This is a genomic window from Streptomyces sp. NPDC002868, assembly GCF_055563295.1.
Genome location: NZ_JBVHDR010000005.1, coordinates 115,566 through 141,698, shown reverse-complemented (window position 1 = coordinate 141,698; position 26,133 = coordinate 115,566). Strand labels below are relative to the sequence as shown.

At 68.9% G+C, this 26,133-nt stretch carries 19 protein-coding genes; 15 read left to right on the top strand and 4 right to left on the bottom strand.

Features of this window, described 5'->3' with window-relative positions:
• Positions 1–135: 135 nt before the first annotated feature.
• Positions 136–1,512: an L-serine ammonia-lyase gene (locus ACZ3H8_RS17310; protein WP_467402537.1), complete on the bottom strand. Its 1,377-nt coding sequence runs from the start codon at positions 1,510–1,512 to the stop codon at positions 136–138.
• Positions 1,513–1,688: 176 nt separating this feature from the next.
• Between ACZ3H8_RS17310 and ACZ3H8_RS17305 the strand changes: the two genes are divergently transcribed.
• The 3 genes from ACZ3H8_RS17305 (at position 1,689) to ACZ3H8_RS17295 (ending at position 4,472) form a co-directional block, all read left to right on the top strand.
• Positions 1,689–2,051, top strand: coding sequence for a bifunctional 3-phenylpropionate/cinnamic acid dioxygenase ferredoxin subunit (locus ACZ3H8_RS17305; RefSeq protein WP_467402535.1), 363 nt, complete (start codon positions 1,689–1,691; stop codon positions 2,049–2,051).
• Complete coding sequence (locus ACZ3H8_RS17300; RefSeq protein WP_467402533.1) at positions 2,048–3,211, top strand: NAD(P)/FAD-dependent oxidoreductase; 1,164 nt, start codon at positions 2,048–2,050, stop codon at positions 3,209–3,211. The genes ACZ3H8_RS17305 and ACZ3H8_RS17300 overlap by 4 nt, the downstream gene beginning before the upstream one ends.
• A 127-nt stretch (positions 3,212–3,338) precedes the next feature.
• Positions 3,339–4,472 carry an aromatic ring-hydroxylating oxygenase subunit alpha gene (locus ACZ3H8_RS17295; RefSeq protein ID WP_467402530.1) on the top strand — a complete coding sequence of 378 codons (1,134 nt, stop codon included), beginning with the start codon at positions 3,339–3,341 and terminating at the stop codon, positions 4,470–4,472.
• A 78-nt stretch (positions 4,473–4,550) separates the two neighbouring features.
• Here the strand turns inward: ACZ3H8_RS17295 and ACZ3H8_RS17290 are convergent, their stop codons facing one another.
• Entirely contained in the window at positions 4,551–5,348 is a 798-nt protein-coding gene (locus ACZ3H8_RS17290; protein ID WP_467402528.1) for an IclR family transcriptional regulator, read from the bottom strand.
• Between the two features lie 144 nt (positions 5,349–5,492).
• On the opposite strand from ACZ3H8_RS17290, the gene betA reads away from it, so the two are divergent.
• Positions 5,493–7,151, top strand: coding sequence for a choline dehydrogenase (gene betA / locus ACZ3H8_RS17285; RefSeq protein ID WP_467402527.1), 1,659 nt, complete (start codon positions 5,493–5,495; stop codon positions 7,149–7,151).
• Positions 7,148–7,972: a methylenetetrahydrofolate reductase gene (locus tag ACZ3H8_RS17280; RefSeq protein WP_467402525.1), complete on the top strand. Its 825-nt coding sequence runs from the start codon at positions 7,148–7,150 to the stop codon at positions 7,970–7,972. Before betA ends, ACZ3H8_RS17280 begins: the two co-directional genes overlap by 4 nt.
• Before the next feature lie 140 nt (positions 7,973–8,112).
• On the opposite strand, the gene purU is transcribed toward ACZ3H8_RS17280, so the two are convergent.
• Positions 8,113–8,985, bottom strand: coding sequence for a formyltetrahydrofolate deformylase (purU, locus tag ACZ3H8_RS17275; protein ID WP_467402523.1), 873 nt, complete (start codon positions 8,983–8,985; stop codon positions 8,113–8,115).
• A gap of 219 nt (positions 8,986–9,204) precedes the next feature.
• Here purU and ACZ3H8_RS17270 point away from each other — a divergent pair, with 219 nt between their 5' ends.
• The 10 genes from ACZ3H8_RS17270 to ACZ3H8_RS17225 all read left to right on the top strand — a co-directional run bounded on the left by ACZ3H8_RS17270 (position 9,205) and on the right by ACZ3H8_RS17225 (position 24,781).
• Positions 9,205–10,674: an aldehyde dehydrogenase family protein gene (locus tag ACZ3H8_RS17270; RefSeq protein WP_467402520.1), complete on the top strand. Its 1,470-nt coding sequence runs from the start codon at positions 9,205–9,207 to the stop codon at positions 10,672–10,674.
• 20 nt (positions 10,675–10,694) lie between these two features.
• The gene (locus ACZ3H8_RS17265) at positions 10,695–11,783 is read left to right on the top strand and encodes a quaternary amine ABC transporter ATP-binding protein (protein WP_467402519.1); all 1,089 of its coding nucleotides are present in this window, start codon (positions 10,695–10,697) and stop codon (positions 11,781–11,783) included.
• On the top strand, positions 11,783–13,774 hold the full coding sequence (locus tag ACZ3H8_RS17260; RefSeq protein WP_467402517.1) for an ABC transporter permease: 1,992 nt from the start codon (positions 11,783–11,785) through the stop codon (positions 13,772–13,774). Before ACZ3H8_RS17265 ends, ACZ3H8_RS17260 begins: the two co-directional genes overlap by 1 nt.
• Before the next feature lie 48 nt (positions 13,775–13,822).
• Complete coding sequence (locus ACZ3H8_RS17255; RefSeq protein ID WP_467402514.1) at positions 13,823–14,821, top strand: ABC transporter substrate-binding protein; 999 nt, start codon at positions 13,823–13,825, stop codon at positions 14,819–14,821.
• A gap of 222 nt (positions 14,822–15,043) precedes the next feature.
• Positions 15,044–17,482, top strand: coding sequence for a GcvT family protein (locus ACZ3H8_RS17250; protein WP_467402513.1), 2,439 nt, complete (start codon positions 15,044–15,046; stop codon positions 17,480–17,482).
• 28 nt (positions 17,483–17,510) lie between these two features.
• Positions 17,511–18,362 carry a bifunctional methylenetetrahydrofolate dehydrogenase/methenyltetrahydrofolate cyclohydrolase gene (locus tag ACZ3H8_RS17245; protein ID WP_467402511.1) on the top strand — a complete coding sequence of 284 codons (852 nt, stop codon included), beginning with the start codon at positions 17,511–17,513 and terminating at the stop codon, positions 18,360–18,362.
• Positions 18,359–19,636, top strand: a complete 1,278-nt coding sequence (glyA, locus tag ACZ3H8_RS17240) for a serine hydroxymethyltransferase (protein ID WP_467402509.1) — start codon at positions 18,359–18,361, stop codon at positions 19,634–19,636. Before ACZ3H8_RS17245 ends, glyA begins: the two co-directional genes overlap by 4 nt.
• Entirely contained in the window at positions 19,633–20,865 is a 1,233-nt protein-coding gene (locus ACZ3H8_RS17235; protein WP_467402507.1) for a sarcosine oxidase subunit beta family protein, read from the top strand. Before glyA ends, ACZ3H8_RS17235 begins: the two co-directional genes overlap by 4 nt.
• Before the next feature lie 12 nt (positions 20,866–20,877).
• Entirely contained in the window at positions 20,878–24,195 is a 3,318-nt protein-coding gene (locus tag ACZ3H8_RS17230; protein WP_467402504.1) for a sarcosine oxidase subunit delta family protein, read from the top strand.
• Positions 24,188–24,781 carry a sarcosine oxidase subunit gamma gene (locus tag ACZ3H8_RS17225; protein WP_467402502.1) on the top strand — a complete coding sequence of 198 codons (594 nt, stop codon included), beginning with the start codon at positions 24,188–24,190 and terminating at the stop codon, positions 24,779–24,781. The genes ACZ3H8_RS17230 and ACZ3H8_RS17225 overlap by 8 nt, the downstream gene beginning before the upstream one ends.
• A 206-nt stretch (positions 24,782–24,987) precedes the next feature.
• Here the strand turns inward: ACZ3H8_RS17225 and sbnA are convergent, their stop codons facing one another.
• Entirely contained in the window at positions 24,988–26,058 is a 1,071-nt protein-coding gene (sbnA, locus tag ACZ3H8_RS17220) for a 2,3-diaminopropionate biosynthesis protein SbnA (protein WP_467402501.1), read from the bottom strand.
• Positions 26,059–26,133: the final 75 nt, after the last annotated feature.

The following is a 26,133-nucleotide window of genomic DNA, read 5'->3' as shown; positions in this document are numbered from 1 at the left end:
ATCATCGTTTTCCCAGGGACTTTTCAGGGACTTTCAGCTCTGTCAGAGGGACTCTTCAGGGACAATCCGCCGTGCAGACGGGGAAGGCCCTGACAGAGCCGAAAGAAGAGAAACCGCTGATCAGGTGTGGCTTTCTCAGCACTCGATGACGTTGACCGCGAGGCCGCCGCGCGCCGTCTCCTTGTACTTCACCTTCATGTCGGCGCCGGTCTCGCGCATGGTCTTGATGACCTTGTCGAGCGAGACCACATGAGTGCCATCGCCGCGCAGCGCCATCCGCGCCGCATTGATCGCCTTGACCGAGGCGATGGCATTCCGCTCGATGCAGGGGATCTGGACCAGGCCCCCGACCGGGTCGCAGGTCAGTCCGAGGTTGTGCTCCATGCCGATCTCCGCCGCGTTCTCGACCTGTTCCGGCGTGCCGCCGAGTGCCTCGGCAAGACCGGCGGCCGCCATGGAGCAGGCCGACCCGACCTCGCCCTGGCAGCCCACCTCCGCCCCGGAGATCGAGGCGTTCTCCTTGAACAGTGCCCCCACCGCGCCGGCGGCGAGCAGAAAGCGGACGACTCCGTCCTCGTCGGCCCCGGGAACGAAGCGGGTGTAGTAGTGGAGCACCGCAGGCACGATCCCGGCGGCGCCGTTGGTGGGCGCCGTCACTATGCGGCCGCCCGAGGCGTTCTCCTCGTTCACGGCCAGGGCGAAGAGATTGACCCAGTCCATGACCTTCAGCGGGTCCGTGGACTGCGCGTCCTCATCGAGGGTGCGCAGCAGCTGGGGAGCGCGACGTGGCACCTTCAGCCCCCCGGGCAGGGTGGTCTCGGTCCGTGAGCAGCCGCGGCCGACGCACTCCCGCATCACGGTCCAGATTCGCAGCAGGCCGGCTCGGACCTCGCTCTCGCTCCGCCAGGACAGTTCGTTGGCGAGCATCACCCCGCTGAGGGGCAGGCCGGACTCGTAGGCGCGCAGTAGCAGTTCGGACGCGGAGCGGAAGGGGAGGCGTACGGGCGTGTCGTCGGGCTTGATCCGGTCGGCTCCTGTCGCGCTCTCGTCGACGACGAAGCCCCCGCCCACCGAGTAGTACGTACGCGTACTCAGCTCGCCGCCGTCGTGGTCCAGGGCCTGGAACCGCATGCCGTTGGGGTGGAAGGGAAGGGTGCGGCGGCGGTGCAGCACCAGGTGCTCGGGCTCGCTGAAGTCCACCTCCTTGACGCCCAGGAGTCGCAGCCGACCCGTCTCGCGGATCCCGTGCACGCGGTCGTCCACGGTGTCGGTGTCGACTGTTTCGGGGGCCTCGCCCTCCAGGCCCAGGAGGACCGCCTTGTCGCTGCCGTGACCGTGGCCGGTGGCGCCGAGGGATCCGAAGAGCTCTGCCCGCACCGAGACGGCGCGGGACAGCAGACCGTCCTCGTCCAGTGCGGTGACGAAGAGGCGGGCGGCCTTCATGGGCCCCACCGTGTGCGAGCTGGAGGGCCCGATACCCACTTTGAACAGGTCGAAGACGCTGATCGACACGTCGTTCCCTCCGGATCCGAAGTTGTGTAGTACGCACAGCGTTGCGTAAAAAGAAACATGGAACAAGGGGTCGCCCGCCCGGAGGATGCCTTGACACGGGCTTTGGGGGACTTCAAACTGGCGTTGCGCTAACCGCAATCCGTTTCGCTATATGCACCCGAGTCACCCGAGGTGTCATGATGATTCCCGCGTGCCGTCTCGCGGATCTGCCGCGAGGCGAGGCCTACCGGCTCGATGTCGATCCGCCCGTCTCGGTGTTCCACACCGATGACGGCGAGGTCTTCGCCATCGACGACACTTGCACCCACCAGGATGCGTCGCTCGCCGACGGCTGGCTGGAGGGCCGCGAGGTCGAATGCCCGCTGCATGCCTCGAAGTTCGACCTCCGGACGGGGGCCGTCGACTCACCGCCTGCCAAGCTCCCCGTCCGCACCCATCAGGTCCTGATCGAGGACGGCATGATCTACGTGCAGCCGTCCACGGCGGCTCCGAATCTTCCGCCCTGCATCGCGGCGCGGCTCGCCGGAGGTCTCGCGTGAGAACCGTGGCCGTGGTGGGCGCCTCGCTCGCCGGACTGTCGGCCGCACGTTCCCTGCGCAAGCAGGGCTACGACGGACGGCTCGTCGTGATCGGTGACGAGCCGCACCGCCCGTACGACAGGCCGCCGCTGTCCAAGGAGTTCCTCGCCGGCACGATCCGCGAAACGGATCTCGCGCTGGAGGCGGACGGCGAGGATCTGCAGGCGGAGTGGCTGCTCGGCGTGCGGGCCGCGGGATTCGACCCCGGTGACCACGCCGTGCGGCTTGCGGACGGCCGGTCCGTCCGGGCCGACGGGGTCGTCGTCGCCACGGGTGCGACCGCGCGCACGCTGCCGGGCGGCGAGGGCCTCACCGGGGTGCATACGCTGCGCACCCTGGACGACGCCCGTGCCCTGCGGGCCGACCTCGCCCGGGGCGGGCGGCTGGTGGTGATCGGCGGCGGGTTCATCGGCGCCGAGGTCGCCTCGACCGCGTACGGCCTGGGACTTGACGTGACGGTCGTCGAGGCGGCGCCGACTCCGCTGGCCGGACCGCTCGGCGAGGTCATGGGCGGCGTCGTCTCCACGCTCCATGCGGACCACGGCGTACGCCTGCTGTGCGGCGTCGGCGTCAAAGGGCTGAGCGGGGCGGCTCGTGTCGAGGCGGTCCTGCTCGAGGACGGCCGCAGCATCCCGGCCGACACGGTCGTCGTCGGCGTGGGCGCCCGCCCGTGCGTCGAGTGGCTGGAGGGATCCGGCGTCGTACTGGACGACGGCGTCAGGTGCGGCGTGGACGGCCGCGCAAGCGTGTCCGGTGTGGTTGCGGTCGGCGACTGCGCCTCCTGGTACGACCCGGTCGCCGGGGTCCACCGTCGCGTCGAGCACTGGACCGGCGCGCGGGAACGGCCCGACGCGGCCGTGGCCGCGCTGCTGTCCGGCGGTGCGGCGACACCGGCGGTGCCCAAGCCGCCGTACTTCTGGTCGGACCAGTACGGCGTACGGATCCAGTTCGCCGGGCATTCCGCCGGGGCCGACAGTGTGACCGTCGAGGAGGGGCTCCCGGACGACCGCAGCTTCCTCGCGGTCTACCGGCGGTCGGGGCATCCGGTCGCGGTCCTCGGGATGAACCAGCCGCGCCTGTTCACCCGCTGGCGCAAGCAGCTCTCCGTCGCCACGCTCTGACGCCACTCGTGCGGTGTCACCTGCTGTTGCTCATCACGCCATGTATTGCATATCGCACCCGCCGTTCGGACTACCTCGTCCCCGGCGCGACGACCGACCGACGACGTCACCCCGCGAGGAGTGCATTGTGACCTCGACCAGCCTGCCGGACAGCCTGATCGCCACGCTCCCCGGCTCCTACTACACCGATCCCGGGATCTTCGCCCAGGAGCAGGAGCGCATCTTCGAGGCGATGTGGTTCTGCGTCGCGCGCTCCTCCGACCTGGCCAAGCCCGGCGCCTTCCGGACCGTCGACGTGGGCAGCGAGAGCATCCTCGTCACCCGGGCCCGGGACAACTCCGTCCGAGCCTTCTTCAACGTCTGCCGGCACCGCGGCGCCAAGCTCTGCACGGAGGAGACCGGCGAGGTCAAGCGCGCCTTCCAGTGCCCGTACCACGCTTGGACGTACGACCTGACGGGCAAGCTCGTCGCGGCGCCCAACCTCACGAAGATGCCCGACATCGGCCGTGTCGAGTACGGCCTGGCGAATGTGGCCTCTCGCGAATGGCTGGGCTATGTCTGGGTCTGTCTCGCGGAGACCCCGCCCTCCTTCGAGGAACAGGTCATCGGTGAGGTCGTCGCACGGCTCGGCGATGTGGAGTCGATCGAGCGCTACGACATGGAAAGCCTCGAAGTCGGCAGGCGGATCGTCTACGACGTGAAGGCGAACTGGAAGCTCATCATCGAGAACTTCATGGAGTGCTACCACTGCGCCACGATCCACCCGGAGCTCACCGAGGTTCTGCCGGAGTTCGCCGACGGCTATGCCGCGCAGTACTACGTCGGCCACGGCGCCGAATTCGGCGCGGAGATACAGGGCTTCACCGTGGACGGCTCCGAAGGCCTGGACCGCATCCCCGGGGTCTCCGAGGGCCAGGACCGCCGCTACTACGCGATCACCGTCCCGCCGCAGGTGTTCATCAATCTCGTCCCCGACCACGTGATCTTCCACAGGATGTACCCGGTCGCCGTCGACCGCACGATCGTCGAGTGCGACTGGCTCTACCTCAAGGACGTGGTGGACAGCGGCAGGGATGTCAGCCGGTCCGTGGAGCTCTTCGACCGGGTCAACCGGCAGGACTTCGACGCCTGCGAGCGCTGCCAGCCCGCGATGAGCTCCCGCCTGTACGCCAAGGGCGGGGTACTCGTACCCAGCGAGCACCACATCGGCGCGTTCCACGACTGGATCCACGAGCGCCTCGGCACCCGGCAGGCGGAGTAGCGCGGCAAGACCTGGGCCGCCGGGAATCCCCGCGGTGACCCACGCCCTACCTGCGGATCCGGCTCTACCGCGCCCGGGTCAGCCCAGGTAGCCCATTCGGTGACTGATCTCCTCGGCCCCCTTGATCAGCAGCGGGGCGACCTCGCGCATGCGCTCCTCGGTAAAGCGGTACGAGGGTCCTGAGGCGCTGAGCGCCGCGATGACCTCTCCGTCCCGGTCGCGGACCGGCGCGGCCATGGCGTGCAGTCCGAGCTCCAGTTCCCCCAGGGTCCAGGAGTAGCCGTGTTCTCTGGCCTCGGCGAGGTTCTTCTCGAGCTTTGTCTTCGCGGTCAGGGTGCGCGGGGTCATCTTCTTCAGGCCCGCCTCCGACAGGAGCTCGGCACGCTCCTTGGCGGGCAGGTGGGCCAGCAGGATCTTGCCGCTGGAGGTGGCGTGCAGCGGGGTCAGCTGGCCGACCCAGTTGTGCGCCCCCACCGCCGCAGGTCCGCGCACCTGGAAGAGGTTGATCGCGAAGTGCTCCTGTCTGACGGCGACGTTGACGGTCTCGCCGATCTCCTCTGCGAGGCGCTCGCAGACCGGGCGGCCCTGCTGCGTGATGTCGATGCGGCCCGTGACCGCGCCGGCCAGGCGCACGATGCCGAAGCCGAGGCGGTACTTGCCGCGCTCGCCCGCCTGCTCCACCAGACCGCGCGCCTCCAGCGCGCCGAGCAGGCGGAATGCGGTGGACTTATGGACGTCGATCTCGGCTGCCACGTCACTGACGCCCGCTTCACCGTGTTGGGCAAGGATTTCCAGCACGCTGATGGCGCGGTCGACGGACTGGACTCCGCCGGGCTGCGAACCGGTCGTTTCGGTATCTGGACTGTAGTTGCTCACAACGAAACTATACGCGCAGTAAACAACAGCTGCGCAGAGGTGCGCACGTCCCGGTAAGTTGCGTGGCTCGCAACCTGGTGCGTATAGCGCTACTCGTACTAGCATGCCGGGCGTATCGAACGGCGCGAGCGAGACGAGGCAGCCATGGCTCCCCTGCAATACGACTTCGTCATCGTCGGCGGCGGATCGGCCGGCAGCGCACTGGCGAACCGGCTCTCCGCTGATCCGGGCAACCGCGTGCTGGTGCTGGAGGCCGGCCGGTCCGACTATCCGTGGGACGTGTTCATCCACATGCCGGCGGCGCTGACCTACCCCATCGGCAGCCGCTTCTACGACTGGAAGTACGAATCCGAGCCCGAGCCCCACATGGGCGGTCGGCGCGTCTACCACGCCCGCGGCAAGGTGCTCGGCGGCTCCAGCAGCATCAACGGCATGATCTTCCAGCGCGGCAACCCCATGGACTATGAGCGGTGGGCGGCCGACCCGGGCATGGAGACCTGGGACTACGCCCACTGCCTGCCGTACTTCCAGCGCATGGAGAACTGCCTGGCGGCCGACCCCGACGACGAGTTCCGCGGCCACGACGGCCCCCTCGTTCTCGAACGCGGCCCGGCCTCCAGCCCGCTCTTCCCCGCCTTCCTCGAGGCCGTCCAGGAAGCCGGCTACCCCCGCACAGACGACGTCAACGGCTACCGGCAGGAAGGCTTCGCCCCCTTCGACCGCAACGTCCACCGCGGACGCCGTCTGTCGGCATCGAAGGCCTACCTCAAGCCCGTGAAGAGGCGGCCGAATCTTGACGTCAAGACCCGTGCCCTGGTCACCCGCGTGCTCTTCGAGGGCAAGCGCGCCGTCGGCGTCGAGTACCGGCGCGGCCGCGGCAAGCCCCAGCAGGTCCGCGCCCGCGAGGTCATCCTCTGCGGCGGCGCGATCAACTCGCCGCAGCTGCTGCAGCTCTCCGGCGTCGGCAACGCCGAGGAGCTGAGCGCGCTCGGCATCGACGTCGTCCATGACCTCCCGGGCGTCGGCGAGAACATGCAGGACCACTTGGAGGTGTACGTCCAGTACGCCTGCAAGCAGCCTGTCTCCATGCAGCCGTACATGGCGAAGTGGCGCGCCCCGTTCATCGGCCTCCAGTGGCTCTTCCGCAAGGGCCCGGCCGCGACCAATCACTTCGAGGCCGGCGGCTTCGCCCGCAGCAACGAGGACGTGGACTACCCCAACCTGATGTTCCACTTCCTGCCCATCGCGGTCCGCTACGACGGCTCCTCGCCGTCGGGCGGGCACGGCTATCAGGTGCACGTCGGACCCATGTACTCCGACGCCCTCGGCTCCGTGAAGATCAAGAGCAAGGACCCGCGCGAGCACCCGGCCCTGCGCTTCAACTATCTGTCCACCGAACAGGACCGCCGTGAGTGGGCCGAGGCGATCCGGGTGACCCGCAAGCTCCTCAACCAGCCCGCGCTCGCCCCGTACAACGACGGAGAGATCTCACCCGGGCCGTCCGTGGAGAGCGACGAGGAGATCCTTGCCTGGGTCGCGAAGGAGGGCGAGACGGCCCTGCACCCGTCCTGCACCTGCAAGATGGGCACCGACGAGATGGCCGTGGTCGACCCGGAGAGCATGCGGGTGCACGGCGTGGAGGGGCTGCGCGTCGTGGACGCCTCCGTGATGCCGTACGTCACCAACGGGAACATCTACGCACCCGTGATGATGATCGCCGAGAAGGCCGCCGACCTCATCCTCGGCAAGGAGCCGCTTCCGCCCTCCAAGGCCCAGTACTACCGGCACCGCGACCCACGGTGAGAACACTGCTGAAGAGCGTCCGCTACGAGGTCCTGCCGGCGAAGTCCACGCAGGACAAGGTGCTCGCCCATGTGCCGCGCGACGTGGTGGTCACGGTCACCGCGTCGCCGGTCAAGGGTCTTGAGCCGACCCTTGACCTCGCCACCCGGCTGGCGGCGCACGGCTACCGCGTCGTGCCGCACGTGCCCGCGCGGCTGCTGCGGGACGGCACCCACGTGGCGGAGGTCGTCCACCGGCTGCGCGAGGCAGGCGTGGACGACGTCTTCGTACCTGCCGGGGACGCCGATCCGCCCGCGGGCCCGTACGAGGGCGCGCTGCCCGTGCTACGGCACCTCGCCGAGCTGGGCAGCCCCTTCGCCAGGGTCGGCATCACCGGCTACCCGGAGAGTCATCCGCTCATCGACGACGACGTCACCATCCAGGCGATGTGGGACAAGCACGCCCATGCGACGTACATAGTCAGCAACCTGTGCTTCGACTCGCGTGCGCTGGGGGAGTGGGTGACGCGGGTACGGCGGCGCGATGTCACGCTCCCGGTGTACGTGGGCGTGGCCGGGCCCGTCGAGCGTACGAAGCTGCTGTCGATGGCGGCGAAGATCGGTGTGGGGGAGTCGGCGCGCTTCCTGGCGCGGCACGCGTCCTGGTTCGTGCGCTTCGCGGTGCCGGGCGGCTACGCGCCGGAGCGGCTGCTGCGGCGCAGTGCGCCCGTGCTGACCGAGCCTTCGGCGGCGGTGGCGGGCCTGCACGTGTTCACGTTCAACCAGATCGCCGAGACGGAGCGCTGGCGGCAGGCCATGCTGGACCGCCTCGACGGGTGTTAGCCCCCACCCCGTTGTCCTCAATCTCCCCCGGACGAAGTCCGGGGGAGATTGAGGAGCGGGGTTCGGGGCGGAGCCCCGAAATCCAGCCTCGCCGGCGATTGAGGCGCGGGGGTCCGGGGGCGGAGCCCCCGGTTACAGGCTCAGCGGAAAACCACCGTACGGTTCCCGTCGATCATGACGCGGCTCTCGCTGTGCCACTTCACCGCATGCGCCAGCACCTGCGCCTCCACGTCCCGCCCCACCGTGACCAGCTCGTCCGGGTCGAGCGAGTGATCCACGCGGACCACGTCCTGCTCGATGATCTGCCCCTCGTCCAGGTCCGGCGTCACATAGTGCGCCGTGGCGCCGACGAGCTTCACGCCGCGGTCGTACGCCTGCCCGTACGGGCGTGCGCCCTTGAAACTCGGCAGGAAGGAGTGATGGATGTTGATGGCCCGGCCCTCGAGCTGCTTGCACAGGTCGTCGGAGAGGATCTGCATGTAGCGGGCGAGCACCACCAGGTCGATGTCCAGCTCGCGCACCAGCTCCAGAAGACGTGCCTCGGCGTCGGCCTTCGTGTCCCTGGTCACCGGGATGTGGTGGAAGGGGATGCCATAGGTCCCGGCCAGCTCCTCGAACTCCTCGTGGTTGGAGACGATGGCCGGGATTTCGATGTTGAGCGCGCCGGTGCGCCGGCGGAAGAGCAGGTCGTTCAGGCAGTGGCCGAATTTCGACACCATGATGAGCGTGCGGGTCGGGGTCGAGGCGTCCTGGAGGGTCCACGAGATCCGGTAGGCCTCGGCGACGGGGCCGAATCGGTCACGCAGGTGTTTCACATCGGTGTCGGGGTCGGACACATCGAAGTGGACCCTCATGAAGAAACGGTCCTGAAGCCGGTCGTCGAACTGCTGGCTCTCCAGGATGTTGCCGGAGTTCCTGACCAGGTAGCCGCTCACGGCGTGCACCAGTCCGGGCTGGTCCGGGCACGAGAGCGTGAGGACGTATTCGCGGCCAGGTTGCGGTCGAGGGGACATACATGGCCTCCGTTGGTGCGTATTGCACAACACGGTGAGTGATACGCAACATGGTCAGCCTCTCGTGGGCCGTGGTCAAGAGAGTCGGGACAACTGGGTCTCGGGGAGGAATCGGCCCGTCTCGTCCTCTTGACGCGGGTCACACGTTCGGCCATGGTGTTCCACCACAAGCAATGCGGTGCATGATGCGCAACGAACTTCGGTCGAAGGGCTCCGCTCGTGGCAGATCTGTATCTGGACGGAGAATGGCGCGATCCGGTGGCCGGAGGCCACCGGGAGATCCTCTGCCCCGCAGATGGCACGCTTGCGGCGGTCGTGTCCGAAGGGACGCGGGCCGACAGCGAGGCCGCGATCGCAGCGGCCCGCCGGGCTTTCGACGAAGGCTCCTGGCCGCGAACCCCCGAGCGGGAGCGCGGCGCGCTGCTGCTGCGCACCGCCGATCTGATCGAGCGCGACGCCAAGGAGTTCGCCCGCGCCGAATCGCTGGACACCGGCAAGCGACTGGTGGAGAGCGAGTACGACATCGCCGATGTGGTCTCCTGCTTCCGCTACTACGGCGGGATCGCGGGCACCAGCACCGGCCGGGTGGTCGACACCGGACGCGACGACGCCGTCAGCCGTGTCACGTATGAACCGGTCGGCGTGTGCGGGTTGATCACCCCGTGGAACTACCCGCTGCTCCAGGCGTCGTGGAAGGTCGCCCCCGCTCTTCTGGCCGGCAACACGATCGTTGTGAAGCCGAGCGAGCTCACCCCCTCCACAACCATCCTGCTGATGCGGGCACTTGAGGAGGCCGGTCTGCCGGCCGGTGCCGCCAACCTTGTGCTGGGCTCCGGTCCCGAGGTGGGCGCACCGCTGTCGGAAGACCCTGCCGTCGACATGATCTCCTTCACCGGGGGCCTGGACACCGGCCGAAGGATCATGGCCACAGCCGCCGCGACTGTGAAGAAGGTCGCCCTCGAACTGGGCGGCAAGAACCCCAACGTCGTCTTCGCCGACGCCGATTTCGAGACCGCGGTGGACTTCGCTCTCACGGCCGTCTTCCTGCATTCGGGGCAGGTCTGCTCGGCCGGCGCCCGCCTGATCGTCGAGGACTCCCTCCACGACGCCTTCGTCGACGAGGTCGTGCGGCGCGCCGGGCGCATCCGTCTGGGTGGCCCCTTCGATCCCGAGGCCGATACGGGACCGCTGGTCTCTGCACAGCACCGGGAGAAGGTCGAAGTCTATGTCGCGGCGGGCCTGGCCGAGGGCGCCGTACTTCGCTGCGGAGGCACGCGCCCCGGGGACCCCGCGCTCCGGAACGGCTACTACTACCCGCCGACCGTGCTCGACGAGTGCCGCCAGGACATGCGCGTGGTGCATGAGGAGTCCTTCGGACCCGTGCTCACCGTCGAGCGCTTCAGCGGCGAGGACGACGCCGTACGTATCGCCAATGACACCGAGTACGGACTCGCCGGAGCCGTATGGACGCAGGACGCCGGCAAGGCCCAGCGGGTCGCGCGGCGGCTGCGCCACGGCACCGTGTGGATCAACGACTACCACCCCTATGTACCGCAGGCGGAGTGGGGTGGCTTCGGGCACTCGGGCGTGGGCCGGGAACTGGGGCCGACGGGCCTGGACGAATACCGCGAGCCCAAGCACATCTGGCAGAACATCCAACCCCGGCCGCAGCACTGGTTCCGCGGCTGAACGCCGAAGAGAGGTCGATCGTGACCCCAACGCAGACTGAAATGCCGCAGCGGCGCGGCATGTCCAAGGACCAGGACCGGCCACCGGTCATCTCCGTGCGCGGGCTGTGGAAGGTGTTCGGACCGAAGGCCGACCAGGTGCCGGATTCCGAGGAGCTGTGCGGACTTACGCGCCGCGAGCTCATGGACCGCACGGGATGCACCGCCGCCGTACGGGATGTGAACTTCGACGTGTCGCCCGGCGAGGTCTTCGTCGTGATGGGCCTGTCCGGCTCCGGCAAGTCCACACTGGTGCGATGTCTCACCCGGCTGATCGAACCCACCGCGGGCGAAGTCAACTTCGAGGGCGAGGACATCCGCGGCGCGGACGCCAAACGGCTGCGCGAGCTGCGGCGCCGCAAGTTCTCCATGGTCTTCCAGCACTTCGGACTGCTGCCGCACCGCAGGGTTGTCGACAACGTCTCGTACGGCCTGGAGATACGCGGCATGGGCAAGGCCGAGCGCGCCGAGCGGGCCCTGGAGGTCGTCGAACTGGTCGGCCTGGCCGGATACGAGAACTCCTACCCCGACCAGCTCTCCGGCGGAATGCAGCAGCGCGTCGGTCTCGCCCGGGCGCTCGCCGGTGACCCGGACGTGCTCTTCTTCGACGAGCCGTTCTCCGCGCTCGACCCGATGATCCGGCGCGACATGCAGAACGAGGTCATCCGCCTGCACCACGAGGTCGGCAAGACCATGGTGTTCATCACCCACGACCTGTCCGAGGCGCTCAAGCTCGGCGATCGCATCCTCATCATGCGCGACGGCAAGATGGTCCAGTGCGGCACCGGTGACGAACTGGTCGGCGCGCCCGCCGACGATTATGTCCGCGAGTTCGTCAAGGATGTGTCCCGCGCCGAAGTCCTTACCCTGCGCTGGATCATGCGGGACCCCGAGCCCGGAGACGCCCTCGACGGCCCGGAGCTGGGGCCGGACGTTGTGGTGCGCGAGGCGACGCGGGCGGTGCTCGCCGCCGACAGGCCGGTCAAGGTCGTCGAGGGCGGGCGGCTGCTGGGCATCGTCGGCGACGAGGAGATCCTCGCGGTCGTGGCCGGGCAGGAAGGCGGCGCGTGATGGCCGTCGTCGTCAAAACAGCCGCGCCTGTCGCCTCCGTACGCCGAGTCAGCCGCCGCGTCGTGGTGGCCGCGATCGTGATCGCCTGGCTGGTGCTGTTCGCCGCCCTGCGCGGGCGGCAGACCCTGGCGCTGGCGGCGGCCGACCTGACGGACCTGCACCGCTGGTTCAACTCGGTCAACGACAGCATCGGGGCGAACCGCAACAGCAACCCGCTCTTCCTCTACTTCTTCAACGAGATCCGACTGGTCATCGACAATCTCGTCACCTTCGTCCAGTCGCTGATCTCCCAGCCGCAGGGCGGGCGTCCGGTCCCCGTCATCGGCTGGCTGGGCGTCGTCGCCCTCGCCGGCTATGTCTCCTGGGCGTTCGGGAACATCCGCGTCGCGGCACTGGCCGTGGCCGGGTTCGTCTTCTTCGGGCTGCAGGGGCTGTGGCAGGAGAGCATGGACACGCTGGCCCTGACCCTGTCGGCGGTCTTCGTGTCTCTGCTCATCGGCATCCCGCTCGGCATCTGGGCCGGGCTCTCCGACCGGGTGAACCGCGCCATCACGCCGTTCCTGGACTTCATGCAGACGATGCCGACCTTCGTCTATCTGGCCCCGCTCACCCTGTTCTTCCTCATCGGCCCGGCATCCGCCACGATCGCCACGCTCATCTACGCGGCGCCTCCCGCCATCCGCATCACCGCGCACGCCATCCGCTCGGTGCCCGCCACCACGGTCGAGGCCGCCGAGTCGCTGGGATCCACCCGGCAGCAGACGCTCACCAAGGTGCTGCTGCCCATGTCCAAGCGGACCGTCGTGATGGGCGTGAACCAGACCATCATGGCCGCGCTGTCCATGGTCACCATCGCTGCCCTGATCGACGCGCCCGGTCTGGGCAAGACCGTCGTCAAGGCGCTGCAGACCCTCGACGTCGGTGTCGCCTTCAACGCCGGCCTCGCCATCGTCGTCATGGCCATCGTGCTGGACCGGGTGACGACCGCGGCAGGTGACCGCGTAGAGGCCGCCAGGAAGCGTGGCGCCGGCCGCTTCACGAAGTGGCGCCGTCCCCTGCTGCTGGCCGGCGGCGTGGCGGCCGCTGTGTGCGTGTGGCTGTCCCACACCTATGTATGGGCAGCCCAGTTCCCCGGCGACGCCGGAGTCGGCGGCGCGATCGCGCGCACGGCGGACTCGGTCACGCTATGGACGCAGGACACCTTCGGCGGACTGACCAACGGAACCAGGGACCTGATCACCACAGCGCTGCTCAACCCCTTCGAGACGCTGCTCACCGAGTCACCCTGGTGGCTGGTCGGCGTCGTCCTCGTCGCCGTCGGCTCAGTGCTCGGCGGGTGGCGCGCGGGTGTCACGGCGGCGGTCTGCGTAGCCCTGCTCGTCGGGACCGGGGTGTGGTCGGACAGCATGACGACGCTGGCCTCCACGGCGGTGGCCACCCTGATCGTCATGTTGCTCGGCGTCGTGGCCGGTGTCTGGATGGGTCGCAGTGCGCTGGTCGACCGGCTGATCAGACCCAGCCTCGACGCGGGCCAGACCATGCCCTCGTTCGTGTACTTGGTGCCGTTCCTGGCGCTGTTCGGTGCGACGCGCTTCACGGCGATCATCGCCGCGGTCGTCTTCGCGGCCCCCGTGACGATCAAGATCATCGCGGACGGTGTGCGAGCGGTGCCACAGACCACGGTGGAGGCCGCCACGGCAGCCGGCTCCAGCACCTGGCAGATCATCACCAAGGTCCAGCTCCCCATGTCACGCAGCGCCCTGACACTCGCGACCAACCAGGGACTGATCTACGTCCTGTCCATGGTGGTCGTGGGCGGTCTCGTCGGTGCGGGCGCCCTGGGCTACGACGTCGTAGCCGGTTTCTCCCAGGGCCAGTTGTACGGCAAGGGCCTCGCGGCAGGACTCGCCATCGTTCTGCTCGGGGTCATGTTCGACCGGATAACCCAGGCAGCGGCACGGCGCACGACGCGAACGCCCGGTGCCCGCTAAGCCGGCCACAACCCAGCGGCCACAGGAAAGAAGCACAGGAGGCAGCACATGTCAGGGAACTTCATCACGCAGTCGCGGCCCGCGAGACGGCGGGCCGTGGCGGCCGGGCTGGCGCTGGGCCTGGCCGCGCTCACCGGCTGCGGCGGCGCCAAGGTCGGCGAGTCGGGATCGGACAAGGCGGGGGGCGACTCCGGGAAGTGCGGCACGTTCAACCTCGCGATCAACCCCTGGGTCGGATACGAGGCAAACGCGGCGGTCATCGCGTATGTCGCCGAGCAGGACCTGAAGTGTCAGGTCACCAAGAAGGATCTCAAGGAAGAGGTCGCCTGGCAGGGCTTCGGCACCGGCGAGGTGGACGCCGTCGTCGAGAACTGGGGCCACGACGACCTGAAGAAGAAGTACATCACCGACCAGAAAACCGCCATTCAGGCCGGTACGACCGGCAACAAGGGCGTCATCGGCTGGTTCGTGCCGCCGTGGCTGGCCAAGGAACACCCGGACATCACCGACTGGAAGAACCTCAACAAGTACGCCGCCAAGTTCAAGACGTCGGAGTCGGGCGCCAAGGGCCAGTTCCTCGACGGCGACCCGTCGTTCGTCACGAACGATGCCGCACTGGTGAAGAATCTCAAGCTTGACTACAAGGTTGTCTACGGCGGCAGCGAGGCTGCGCTCATCCAGGCGTTCCGACAGGCCGAGGCGAAGAAGACCTGGGTGATCGGGTACTTCTACGAGCCGCAGTGGTTCCTGTCGGAGGTCGACCTGGTGAAGGTGAATCTGCCGAAGTACGCGCCCGGCTGTGACGCCGATGCGGAGAAGATCGCCTGCGACTACCCCGAGTATCAGCTGGACAAGATCGTCAGCAGTAAGTTCGCCGAATCGGGCAGCCCTGCCTATGACCTCGTGAAGAACTTCACCTGGACCAACGACGACCAGAACCTCGTGGCGAAGTACATCGCCGAGGACAAGATGACGCCGGAGGCGGCGGCCAAGAAGTGGGTGGACGCCAACCGCGACAAGGTCGACGCCTGGCTCAAGAAGAGCTGATCCACCGGCTCGGCACGAGCTGATCCACAAGAGGGACCGGGACGCACAGCCGTGCCCGGCGGGCTGCCGTGACAGCCCGCCGGGCACGGCTCTTTTTTGCCCCGGTTACGGCCGTGAAGGCCCCTTGACACCCACCCTCGGCGACCGGCATCGTGAGTTGCGCAACCTGAAGCATGTTGCGCTGACAGCAACTGGACTGCTTTAAAAGGCGGAGGTGCGGCGATGGCGGGACCCCGAGTGGTCATCATCGGAGCGGGCGTCGTGGGAGCGGCGCTTGCCGACGAACTGTCCTCCGCAGGCTGGAGCGACATCACGGTCGTCGACCAGGGGCCCCTGCCCGCCACCGGCGGGTCCTCGTCCCATGCTCCGGGGCTGGTCTTCCAGACGAACTCCTCGAAGACCATGACCGAGCTCGCCCGCTACACCGTCGAGAAGTTCTGCAGCCTCGACGTCGACGGACAGCCCTGCTTCCTGCAGGTCGGGGGCCTCGAGGTGGCCACCACCCCCGAACGCCTCACTGAGCTGCACCGCCGCCACGGCTGGGTCACCGCCTGGGGCATCGAGTCCCGGCTGCTGAGCCCTGAGGAGTGCATCGAACTGCACCCGCTGGTGGACGGCGGGCGTGTCCTCGGTGGCCTCCTGGTCCCCACCGACGGCCTGGCCAAGGCGGTGCTCGCCGTCGAGGCCCAGATCCGGCGGGCCACCGAGCGCGGCGTACGCTTCCTCGCCCGCCACGAAGTCCTCGACGTCGTCCAGGACGAGGGCAAGGTCAGCGCGGTCGTCACCGACCAGGGAGAAATCCCCGCGGACATCGTCGTGTGCTGTGCCGGCATCTGGGGCCCGAGGATCGCCCGCATGGTCGGCATGAACCTGCCGCTGACCCCGCTCGCCCACCAGCTCGCCTGGACCGGTCCCGTACCCGCGCTGGAAGGCCAGGCCGAGGAGGCCGTCCGGCCGATCCTGCGCCACCAGGACGCGGATCTGTACTACCGCGACCGCTTCGACCGCATCGGCATCGGCTACTACGGCCACCGGCCCATGCCCGTCGACCCGGAGGACATCGCCTCGGTGGACGAGGCCGAGCTGATGCCCTCGGTCCTGAAGTTCACCGAGGACGACTTCGCCGACGCCTGGGCCGAGACTCAGGCCCTGCTGCCGGCGACGCGCGACGCCAAGATCGAAGAGGGCATCAACGGCCTGTTCTCCTTCACCACCGACGGCCTGCCGCTGCTGGGCGAATCACCGGACGTCAAGGGCTTCTGGGTCGCTGAGGCCGTGTGGGTCACCCACTCCGCCGGCGTCGCCCGCGCGGTGGCCGAATGGCTCGTGGACGGCCACTGTTCGTCCTTCGATCTGCACGAGTGCGACGTCAACCGCTTCGAGCCGCACCAGCTCTCGCCGGAGTACGTCCTGGCCCGCGACTGCCAGAACTTCGTCGAGGTCTACGACATCCTCCACCCCCTCCAGCCTGCAGGCGAGCCACGGCCCCTGCGCACCAGCCCCTTCTACGCCCGCCAGCAGGAACTCGGCGCCTTCTTCCTGGAGGCCACCGGCTGGGAACGGCCCCAGTGGTACGAAGCGAACGAGCACCTGGCAACCGGGCGTTCCATTCCCACTCCCAACGACTGGGCAGCGCGCTACTGGTCGCCCATCGTCGGCGCGGAGGCCCAGACCACCCGCGAGACCGTCGCGATGTACGACATGACGGCACTCAAGCGCCTGGAAGTCACCGGTCGCGGCGCCGCCGCCTTCCTCCAGCGGCTGTCCACCGGCAACGTCGACAAGTCGGTCGGCTCGGTGACGTACACCTTGCTCCTCGACGAGGACGGCGGCATCCGCAGCGACATCACCGTCGCCCGCCTCGGCCGCGACCACTTCCAGGTCGGCGCCAACGGCAACCTGGACCTCGACTGGTTCGGCCGGCACCTGCCGGCGGACGGGTCGGTCCAGGTACGCGACATCACCGCCGGCACCTGCTGCATCGGTCTGTGGGGCCCACTGGCCCGCGAGGTCCTCCAGCCGCTCGCCGACTCGGACTTCTCCAACGACGGTCTGAAGTACTTCCGCGCCAAGCGCGCCCACATCGGCTCCGTCCCCGTCACCGCGATGCGCCTGTCGTACGTCGGCGAACGCGGCTGGGAGCTGTACACCACCGCGGACATGGGCGTGAAACTGTGGGACACCCTGTGGCAGGCCGCCCAGCCGCTCGGCGGTATCGCCGCCGGCCGCGGCGCCTTCAACAGCCTCCGTCTGGAGAAGGGTTACCGCTCCTTCGGCACCGACATGACCTATGAGCACGACCCCTACGAGGCGGGTGTCGGCTTCGCCGTCAAGCTCGACAAGGACGACTTCATCGGCAAGGCAGCGCTGGAGCGGCGAAAGGCCGATGTGCGGCGCCGCCTTACCTGTCTGACCATCGACGACCCGCAGGCCGTGGTCATGGGCAAGGAGCCGGTGTACGACGGCGACCGCTCCGTCGGCTACGTCACCAGTGCCGCGTACGGCTACACGATCGGCAAGGGCATCGCCTATGCGTGGCTGCCCGCCGAACTCGCCACGACCGGCACGGCCGTGCAGATCGGCTACTTCGACCAGCGCGTCGAAGCGGTCGTCGCCGACGAGCCGCTGTTCGACCCCTCCATGTCCCGCCTGCGCGGCTGAGCCCGCACCGCCCAAGAAGAGGAGCGATGTGAACGCACGGATTCTGGACGGCAAGCGGACCGCGGCCGCGATCCGCACCGAACTCGCCGAGCGCGTCGCCAAGCTGGCCGCGCGGGGAATCAGGCCGGGCCTCGGCACCGTACTTGTCGGCGACGACCCCGGCAGCCACGCGTACGTCGCCGGGAAGCACCGCGACTGTGAACAGGCCGGGATCGCCTCAATCCGGCGCGAACTGCCCGCCGACGCTACGCAGGGGCAGGTGGAGGCCGTCATCGACGAGCTCAACGCCGACCCCGCCTGCACCGGCTACATCGTCCAACTGCCGCTGCCGCGGGGCCTCGACGCCAACGCAGTACTGGAGCGCATGGACCCGGCCAAGGACGCTGACGGCCTGCACCCCGTCAGCCTCGGCCGCCTTGCGCTCGGCGTCGAGGCCCCGCTGCCCTGCACCCCGCGCGGCATCGTGGAACTGCTGCGCCGCCACGATGTCCCCCTCGCCGGAGCGCGGGTGTGCGTCATCGGGCGAGGCATCACCGTCGGCCGGCCGATCGGGATGCTGCTCACCCGCAAGTCCGAGAACGCCACCGTGACCCTGTGCCACACCGGAACCAAGGGTTTGGCCTGGCACGTACGCGAGGCGGACATCGTCATCGCGGCCGCCGGATCACCCGGACTGATCACCCCCGAGATGCTCCGGCCCGGTGCCGTCGTCCTCGACGTCGGAATCACCCGCACCGACGAAGGGCTGATCGGCGACGTCCACCCCGACGCCGCCACGGTCGCCGGATGGGTCGCGCCCATGCCCGGCGGCGTAGGACCCATGACGCGGGCGATGCTGCTCGCCAATGTCGTTGAGGCCGCCGAGAGGAACGCCGCATGAACACGCTGAACGCGCCACTCGCCGAGCTGGACCCGGAGGTCCACGCCGCCGTCGCCGCCGAGCTGGACCGCCAGCAGTCCACCCTCGAAATGATCGCGTCGGAGAACTTCGCCCCCTCGGCGGTCATGGAGGCCCAGGGTTCGGTCCTGACGAACAAGTACGCCGAGGGCTACCCGGGCCGCCGCTACTACGGCGGCTGTGAACACGTCGACGTGACCGAGCGGCTGGCCATCGAGCGGATCAAGTCCCTCTTCGGCGCCGGGTTCGCCAATGTGCAGCCGCACTCGGGCGCCCAGGCGAACACCGCCGTCTTCTTCGCTCTGCTGAAGCCCGGTGACACCGTCCTCGGCCTCGACCTCGCGCACGGCGGGCACCTCACCCACGGCATGCGCATCAACTACAGCGGCAAGATGCTCAATGTCGTGCCCTATCACGTGGACGAGACCGACAACCTGGTCGACATGGACGAGGTGGAGCGGCTCGCCAAGGAGCACAGCCCCAAGATGATCATCGCGGGCTGGTCGGCGTATCCCCGGCAGCTGGACTTCGCGGCCTTCCGGCGGATCGCCGACGAGGTGGGCGCGTATCTGATGGTCGACATGGCCCACTTCGCGGGCCTCGTGGCCGCCGGGCTGCACCCCAATCCCGTACCGCACGCCCATGTCACCACCACGACCACCCACAAGACGCTCGGCGGCCCGCGTGGCGGCGTCATCCTCACCAATGAGGCCGACCTCGCCAAGAAGATCAACTCGGCGGTGTTCCCCGGTATGCAGGGCGGACCGCTGGAGCATGTCATCGCCGCGAAGGCGGTGTCGTTCAGGCTCGCCGCGTCGCCGGAGTTCGCCGAGCGGCAGGCCCGCACGCTCGCCGGGGCCCGCATCCTCGCCGAACGGCTCACGCAGCCCGACGCGACCGCGGCCGGAGTGAGCGTCCTCACCGGCGGCACTGATGTCCACCTGGTCCTGGTCGATCTCAGGGCGTCGGAACTGGACGGGAAGCAGGCGGAAGACCTGCTGCACGACATCGGCATCACGGTCAACCGCAACGCCGTCCCCTTCGATCCCCGCCCGCCCATGGTCACTTCAGGGCTGCGCATCGGCACCCCCGCTCTGGCCACCCGCGGCTTCACCGAAGAGGACTTCGCCGAAGTCGCCGACGTGATCGCGCTCGCGCTCCAGCCCGCCCCGGATGTCGCCGCGCTCCGCGCCCGTACGCAGGCGCTGGCCGCCAAACACCCGCTGTACCCGCACCTTTCAGGAGACGCCCGATGAGCCCCCGCACCCCGGGTGCCGACCTCCCAGAGCACCCCGACTGGCTGTGGCGCACGCCCGAGCCGAAGCCGTCGTACGACGTGGTGATCGTGGGCGGCGGCGGACACGGTCTCGCGACCGCCCACTACCTGGCGAAGAACCACGGCATCACCAATGTGGCCGTGCTGGAGAAGGGCTGGCTCGCGGGCGGCAACATGGCCCGCAACACCACCATCATCCGTTCCAACTATCTGTGGGACGAGAGCGCCGGAATCTACGAGCACGCCCTCAAGCTGTGGGAGGGGCTGGCGGACGAACTCGACTACCCGATCCTCTTCTCCCAGCGCGGTGTGCTGAACCTCGCCCACAGCCTGCAGGATGTCCGCGACAGCGTGCGTCGTGTCGAGGCCAACCGGCTCAACGGCGTCGACGCCGAATGGCTGGACCCGCGGCAGGTCAAGGACGTCTGCCCCATCGTCAATATCTCGCCCGACGTGCGGTATCCGGTGATGGGCGGCACCTACCAGCCGCGGGCCGGCATCGCCAAGCACGATCACGTCGCCTGGGGGCTGGCGCGTTCCGCAGACGCCGCCGGCGTCGACATCATCCAGAACTGCGAAGTCACCGGCATCGACATCCAGGGCGGGCGGGTCGTCGGAGTGCAGACCACGCTCGGCCCCATCGCCGCCGGCAAGGTGGCGCTCTGCTCGGCCGGTCACACCTCGGTGCTGGCCGCCATGGCGGGCTTCGAGCTGCCGCTGCAGAGCCACCCGCTCCAGGCGCTGGTCTCCGAGCTGCTTGAGCCCGTGCACCCCACGGTCGTGATGTCCAACGCGGTGCATGTGTACGTCAGCCAGGCCCACAAGGGCGAACTGGTGATGGGCGCGGGCATCGACGCGTACAACGCCTACACACAGCGCGGCGCCTTCCACATCATCGAGCACCAGATGTCGGCCGCCCTGGAACTCTTCCCGGTCTTCGCCCGTGCCCATGTGCTGCGTACCTGGGGCGGCATCGTCGATGTCAGCCCCGACGCCTCGCCGATCATCGGGCTCAGCCCGGTCGACAACCTCTACCTCAACTGCGGCTGGGGGACCGGCGGGTTCAAGGCCACCCCGGGCGTCGGCTGGGTCTACGCCCACACCATCGCCCACGACACCCCCCACCACCTCAACGCCCCCTTCTCGCTCGACCGATTCACCACCGGCGCGCTCGTCGACGAGCACGGCGCGGCCGCGGTGGCCCACTGAGGAGCCGAATCGATGCTGCTCATCCCATGCCCCTGGTGCGGGCCCCGTGACGAAGCCGAATTCCACTACGGCGGTCAGGCACACGTGCCCTATCCCGAGGACAGCGCTGCCCTGACCGACCAGGAGTGGGCGCGCTACCTCTTCTTCCGCGACAACCCCAAGGGGCCGTTCGCGGAGCGCTGGAGCCATGCGGCCGGATGCCGTCGTTGGTTCAACGCTGTGCGTAATACGGCGACGAACGAGATCCTGGCGGTGTACCGGACGGGGGAGCCGCGCCCAGCTCATCCAGCCCCTCCGGCGTTTGAGGAGCTGGGGGTCCCCCCACGCCCGCAGGGCGTAGGGGGCGGGTCTGGGGGCGGAGCCCACAGCGGGGTCCGGGGCGAAGCCCCGGTCTCGGGATGGGGGTACCTCCCAGGCGAAGCTCTGGGGGAGGGCGGGGTGGGGGAGAACCTGCCGCCCACCGGCCCGCACCCGGCGACGAAACCCCAGGCACCCGAGGCTGCTGGCACGGGCACTCAGCCCTTCCGCCTCACCACGGGCGGTCGCGTAGCCCGGGACGAACGGGTCACCTTCACCTTCGACGGCACGACGTACGAAGGCTTCCGCGGCGACACCCTCGCCTCCGCCCTCCTCGCCAACGGCATCATCCAGGCCGGCACCAGCATCAAGCTCGGCCGCCCGCGCGGCATCTTCTCCGCCGGAGTCGAGGAGCCCAACGCCGTCGTCCAGATCGAGGAGCCGTTCCCCGAGCCCATGCTGCCCGCGACGGCCGTGGAGCTGTACGACGGGCTCGTCGCGAGCAGCCTCCCCGGCCAAGGACGGCTCGCCACCGAACCCGACCCCGCGCGCTACGACGCCGTCCACGCCCACTGCGACCTGCTCGTCATCGGCGCAGGACCGGCCGGACTCGCGGCCGCGTCCGCCGCCGCCGGCAGCGGGGCGCGCGTCATCCTCGCCGACGACCAGCCCGAGCTGGGGGGAAGCCTCCTCGGCACAGGCCAACTCCTGAACTGGGCAGGCGAGTTGGGCGAGCGGCTCGCTGCCGAGCCAGAGGTCCGCGTGCTGCGCCGCACCACCGTCTTCGGCTACTACGACGACAATCACGTCCTCGCTGTCGAGCGCCGCACCAACCACCTCGGCGGCGAAGCCCCCGAGTACGTCTCCCGCGAGCGCGTCTGGCGCATCCGCGCCCGCCGCGTCGTCCTCGCCACCGGAGCACACGAGCGGTCGCTGGCCTTCGCCGACAACGACCGCCCCGGCGTCATGCTGGCGGCATCCGCCCGTACGTACGCCAATCGCTATGGCGTCCTGCCCGGCCGTCGCGCCGTTGTCTTCACCACCAACGACAGTGCCTATGCGGCCGCGCTCGACCTGGCGGCGGCGGGTGTGGAGATCGCGGCGGTCGTCGACACCCGCCTCGAACCGGGGGAGTGGGCGCGACGCGCCCAGGACGCCGGGATCGAGGTGCTCGCCGGGCATGCCGTCACGGGTACCGAGGGCGGTGCGCGCCTCACGGCGGTGACTGTCGCCCCGTACGGAGAGTCCGCGGGGAACCGCGAGTTCGCCGTCGACCTGCTGCTGGTCTCCGGTGGATGGAACCCCGTCGCGCATCTGTTCAGCCAGGCGGGCGGAAAGCTGCGCTACGACGAGACGCTCGGCACGTTCGTCCCGGACACCTGCGGTCAGGCGGTCGAGGCCGCAGGCTCCGTCGCCGGTGTCTTCGACCTGCCCGGCGTCCTCGCTCAGGGCGCCGCGGCGGGCACCCGAGCGATCGAGGCCGAGGGCTATGTGGCCGGCGTACCCCAACTCCCGGTCGCGGCCGGCGAACCCCAGTCCCCGTCCATGCAGGTCTTCGTCGTCCCCGGCGCCGCAGGCGCGCCCCGCTTCATCGACCTTCAGCGTGATGTCACCGTCGACGACCTCGCCCGCGCGACCGGCGCCGGTATGCGCTCGGTCGAGCACACCAAGCGCTACACCACCGCGGGCACCGCCAACGACCAGGGCAAGACCTCCGGTGTCCTCGCCAGCGGCACCGTCGCCCAGCTCCTTGGCGTGGACATCTCCGCCCTCGGCACTACGACGTTTCGCCCTCCCTACACCCCCGTCTCCTTCGCCACCCTCGCGGGCCGCGACCGCGGCGCGCTCCATGACCCCGTGCGCGTGACCGCCCTGCACGACTGGCACGTTGAGCATGGCGCGCTCTTCGAGAACGTCGGTCAGTGGAAGCGGCCCTGGTACTACCCTCAGGACGGCGAGGACATGAAGGCCGCCGTGCTCCGTGAATGCGGTGCGGCCCGCGAGGGCGTCGCCTTCATGGACGCCTCCACCCTCGGCAAGATCGATGTGCAGGGGCCGGACGCCGCCGTGTTCCTCGACCGGCTCTACACCAACATGATGAGCACCCTCAAGGTCGGCATGATCCGCTACGGCGTCATGTGCCGCCTCGACGGCATGATCTTCGACGACGGCACCGTCATCCGCCTCGCCCAGGACCGTTTCCTTGTCACCACCACGACCGGCAACGCGGCCGCCGTCCTGGACTGGATGGAGGAGTGGCTGCAGACCGAGTGGCCCGAACTACGCGTCCACTGCACCTCCGTCACCGAGCAGTGGGCCACCGTCGCCCTCGTCGGCCCCCGCTCCCGGGACGTACTGGGCGGCCTCGCACCGGACCTCGCCGTGGACAACGACAGCTTCCCGTTCATGGCATGGCGCGAGTCGGCCGTCGCCGGAATCCCGGCCCGCGTCTGCCGGATCAGCTTCTCCGGCGAACTGGCCTACGAGATCAACGTGTCGCCATGGGAAGCCCGCGCGCTGTGGGAGGCGCTCTACGAGGCGGGGAGCCGATTCGGCATCACCCCGTACGGCACCGAGACCATGCACGTCCTGCGCGCCGAGAAGGGCTATCCGATCATCGGCCAGGACACCGACGGCACCGTCACCCCGCAGGACCTCGGCATGAGCTGGGCGGTGTCCAAGAAGAAGCCCGATTTCGTCGGCAAGCGCTCCCACGCACGCGCCGACACCACGCGTGGTGACCGCAAGCACCTTGTCGGCCTGCTCCCGGAAGACCCGGACTCGTTCCTCCCCGAGGGCACCCACCTGGTCGCCGACAGCGTGCTCCCCGAGCCACCGGTGCCGATGCTCGGTCATGTCACATCGAGCTACCACAGCGCGGCGCTCGGCCGAACGTTCGCACTGGCCTTGATCAAGGGCGGCCGGGACCGCATCGGCGAGCGGCTGTTTGCACCTGTGGGCGACCGTCTGGTCCCAGTGACCGTCGCAAGTCCCGTCCTCTACGACCCCGAGGGAGCCCGCCGCGATGGCTGACACCGCTACCCGCCACAGCCCCCTGGCGCACGCCGCCGGCCGCTTCGCCGCGGCCACGCGCGCCTCGGGCGGCGACCTGCGCCTGGCCGAACTGCCTTTCCTCGCCCAGGTCAACGTCCGGCTCGACCCCAAGGGGCCGGCTGCTGACGCCGTCGGGCTTGCTCTAGGTCTCCAACTGCCTCTCGAACCCAACACCGTCGTACACGCCGGTGACCGCTCTGCCCTCTGGCTCGGCCCCGACGAATGGCTCGTCGTCGGCCCGCCCGGCAGTCAGGCGGGCCTGGAGCACCAGATCCGGGCTGCCGCCGGCGACGAGCCGGCAGCAGCCACGGATGTCTCGGCCCAGCGCACCACCCTGCTCGTCGCGGGCCCTCGCGCCCGCGACCTGCTGGCCCACGGCTGCCCGTTGGACCTGTACCCGCGTTCCTTCGGTCCTGGTCGCTGCGCCCAGACCACCCTGGCCCGCGCGCAGGTCGTGCTGGTTGCACGCGACGAGGCCCGGGCCGGGTTCTGGCTGCTGGTCCGTTCGTCCTTCGCCGGGTATATGGCGGACTGGCTGTTGGATGCCGCGTCGGAGTACGTCTGAGTCTGACGTCGAGAATCAGGCTGATGATGAGCACGAGGAATACCAGGGCCAGCTGCCCCAGTGCGGATCCGTAGAGACCAAGTGGCACTGTGGCAAGGACGGCTGCCGCGGTGGCAAGCCGCAGCCAAGGACCGCCGACCATTGGTGAGTGAGAGCCAGCTCGGCCCGCTCGATGTCCGGCATGAAATCGGTCATGCGGACATGTCCTAGGTCTTACGACCCTGGAGCTGATGGCGCCGGTCGCCGGTCTGCAGGTCCGGCCGCCGGCCCGGCCGCGTCGGTGGCGCGGGGGAGGGTGCCCAGGAACCGGCGGACATCTCGTCGGAGTTGAGCACGTCCTCGCCGTACAGATCCTGCAGCCAGTTGGCCTGGTAAATGGTGTCGAGGTAGCGATCGCCCAGATCCGGGGCGATGGCCACCGCGGTGATTTCACGCGCGTCATGCTGCGTCAACCAGCCCATTGCGCCGCTGACCACCGTGCCGGTGGAGCCACCGAACAGGAATCCGTGCCTGGCCAGACGATGGCACGTACGGATGGTGTCCGCCTCCTCGACGCGTATCACCTCATCCACATAGGACTCGTCGAGCAGCGGCGGACGGATGCTCATGCCCAGGCCGGGAATCATCCGGCGGCCCGGCGCACCACCGAAGGCCACCGAACCTACGCTGTCCAGTGCGATGATCCGCACCGGCCGGTGCCACTCTCGGAAGTAGCGCGCGCAGCCCATCAGGGTCCCGGTAGTGCCGGCTCCGACGAACAGCACGTCCAGCCCCGGGAACTGGCGGGCGATCTCCGGCGCTGTCTTGCCGTAGTGCGCCTTCCAGTTGCTCGGATTGGTGTACTGGCTGAGCCACACGTAGCGGTCATCGGAGGCGCACAGTGCGCGGACATAGTCGAGCCGCGCGCCCAGGAAGCCGCCGTAGGCCTCCTGTCCGGCGACGATGTGCACCTGGCTGCCCAACGCCTCCATCATCAACCTGGTCGACAGGTTGCAGCGGGAGTCCGTCACGCACAGGAAGCGGTAGCCCTTGCTCGCCGCGATCATGCTCAGCGCCACGCCGAGGTTTCCGGACGAGGACTCGACCAGGATCGAATCCGGCGTCAGGACTCCATCCCGCTCAGCGGTCTCCACCATCTCGGTCGCGGCCTTCAGCTTGATGGAGCCGGCGAAGTTGAAGCCCTCACACTTCAGGAATAGCGAGTGCCCGAAGATCGACCGAAGGTCGACATAGAGCTCTTCTTCATTGAAGGCGTAAGGAACGGATATGACGGGCACGATGGTCTCCTCACCTGCAGCAGAGCATGGGGAGCCCTGCGTCAGCGGCCGCGGTCCAGTACGCCCTGATCTGCG

What these genes read in the sequence shown, in the direction of transcription:
- ACZ3H8_RS17235 (WP_467402507.1), top strand. Translation starts at nt 19,633, where the DNA reads ATGAGCCCCCGCACCCCGGGTGCCGACCTCCCAGAGCACCCCGACTGG.
- ACZ3H8_RS17255 (WP_467402514.1), top strand. Translation starts at nt 13,823, where the DNA reads ATGTCAGGGAACTTCATCACGCAGTCGCGGCCCGCGAGACGGCGGGCC.
- ACZ3H8_RS17250 (WP_467402513.1), top strand. Translation starts at nt 15,044, where the DNA reads ATGGCGGGACCCCGAGTGGTCATCATCGGAGCGGGCGTCGTGGGAGCG.
- ACZ3H8_RS17260 (WP_467402517.1), top strand. Translation starts at nt 11,783, where the DNA reads ATGGCCGTCGTCGTCAAAACAGCCGCGCCTGTCGCCTCCGTACGCCGA.
- ACZ3H8_RS17230 (WP_467402504.1), top strand. Translation starts at nt 20,878, where the DNA reads ATGCTGCTCATCCCATGCCCCTGGTGCGGGCCCCGTGACGAAGCCGAA.
- betA (WP_467402527.1), top strand. Translation starts at nt 5,493, where the DNA reads ATGGCTCCCCTGCAATACGACTTCGTCATCGTCGGCGGCGGATCGGCC.
- ACZ3H8_RS17225 (WP_467402502.1), top strand. Translation starts at nt 24,188, where the DNA reads ATGGCTGACACCGCTACCCGCCACAGCCCCCTGGCGCACGCCGCCGGC.
- ACZ3H8_RS17305 (WP_467402535.1), top strand. Translation starts at nt 1,689, where the DNA reads ATGATGATTCCCGCGTGCCGTCTCGCGGATCTGCCGCGAGGCGAGGCC.
- glyA (WP_467402509.1), top strand. Translation starts at nt 18,359, where the DNA reads ATGAACACGCTGAACGCGCCACTCGCCGAGCTGGACCCGGAGGTCCAC.
- purU (WP_467402523.1), bottom strand. Translation starts at nt 8,985, where the DNA reads ATGTCCCCTCGACCGCAACCTGGCCGCGAATACGTCCTCACGCTCTCG.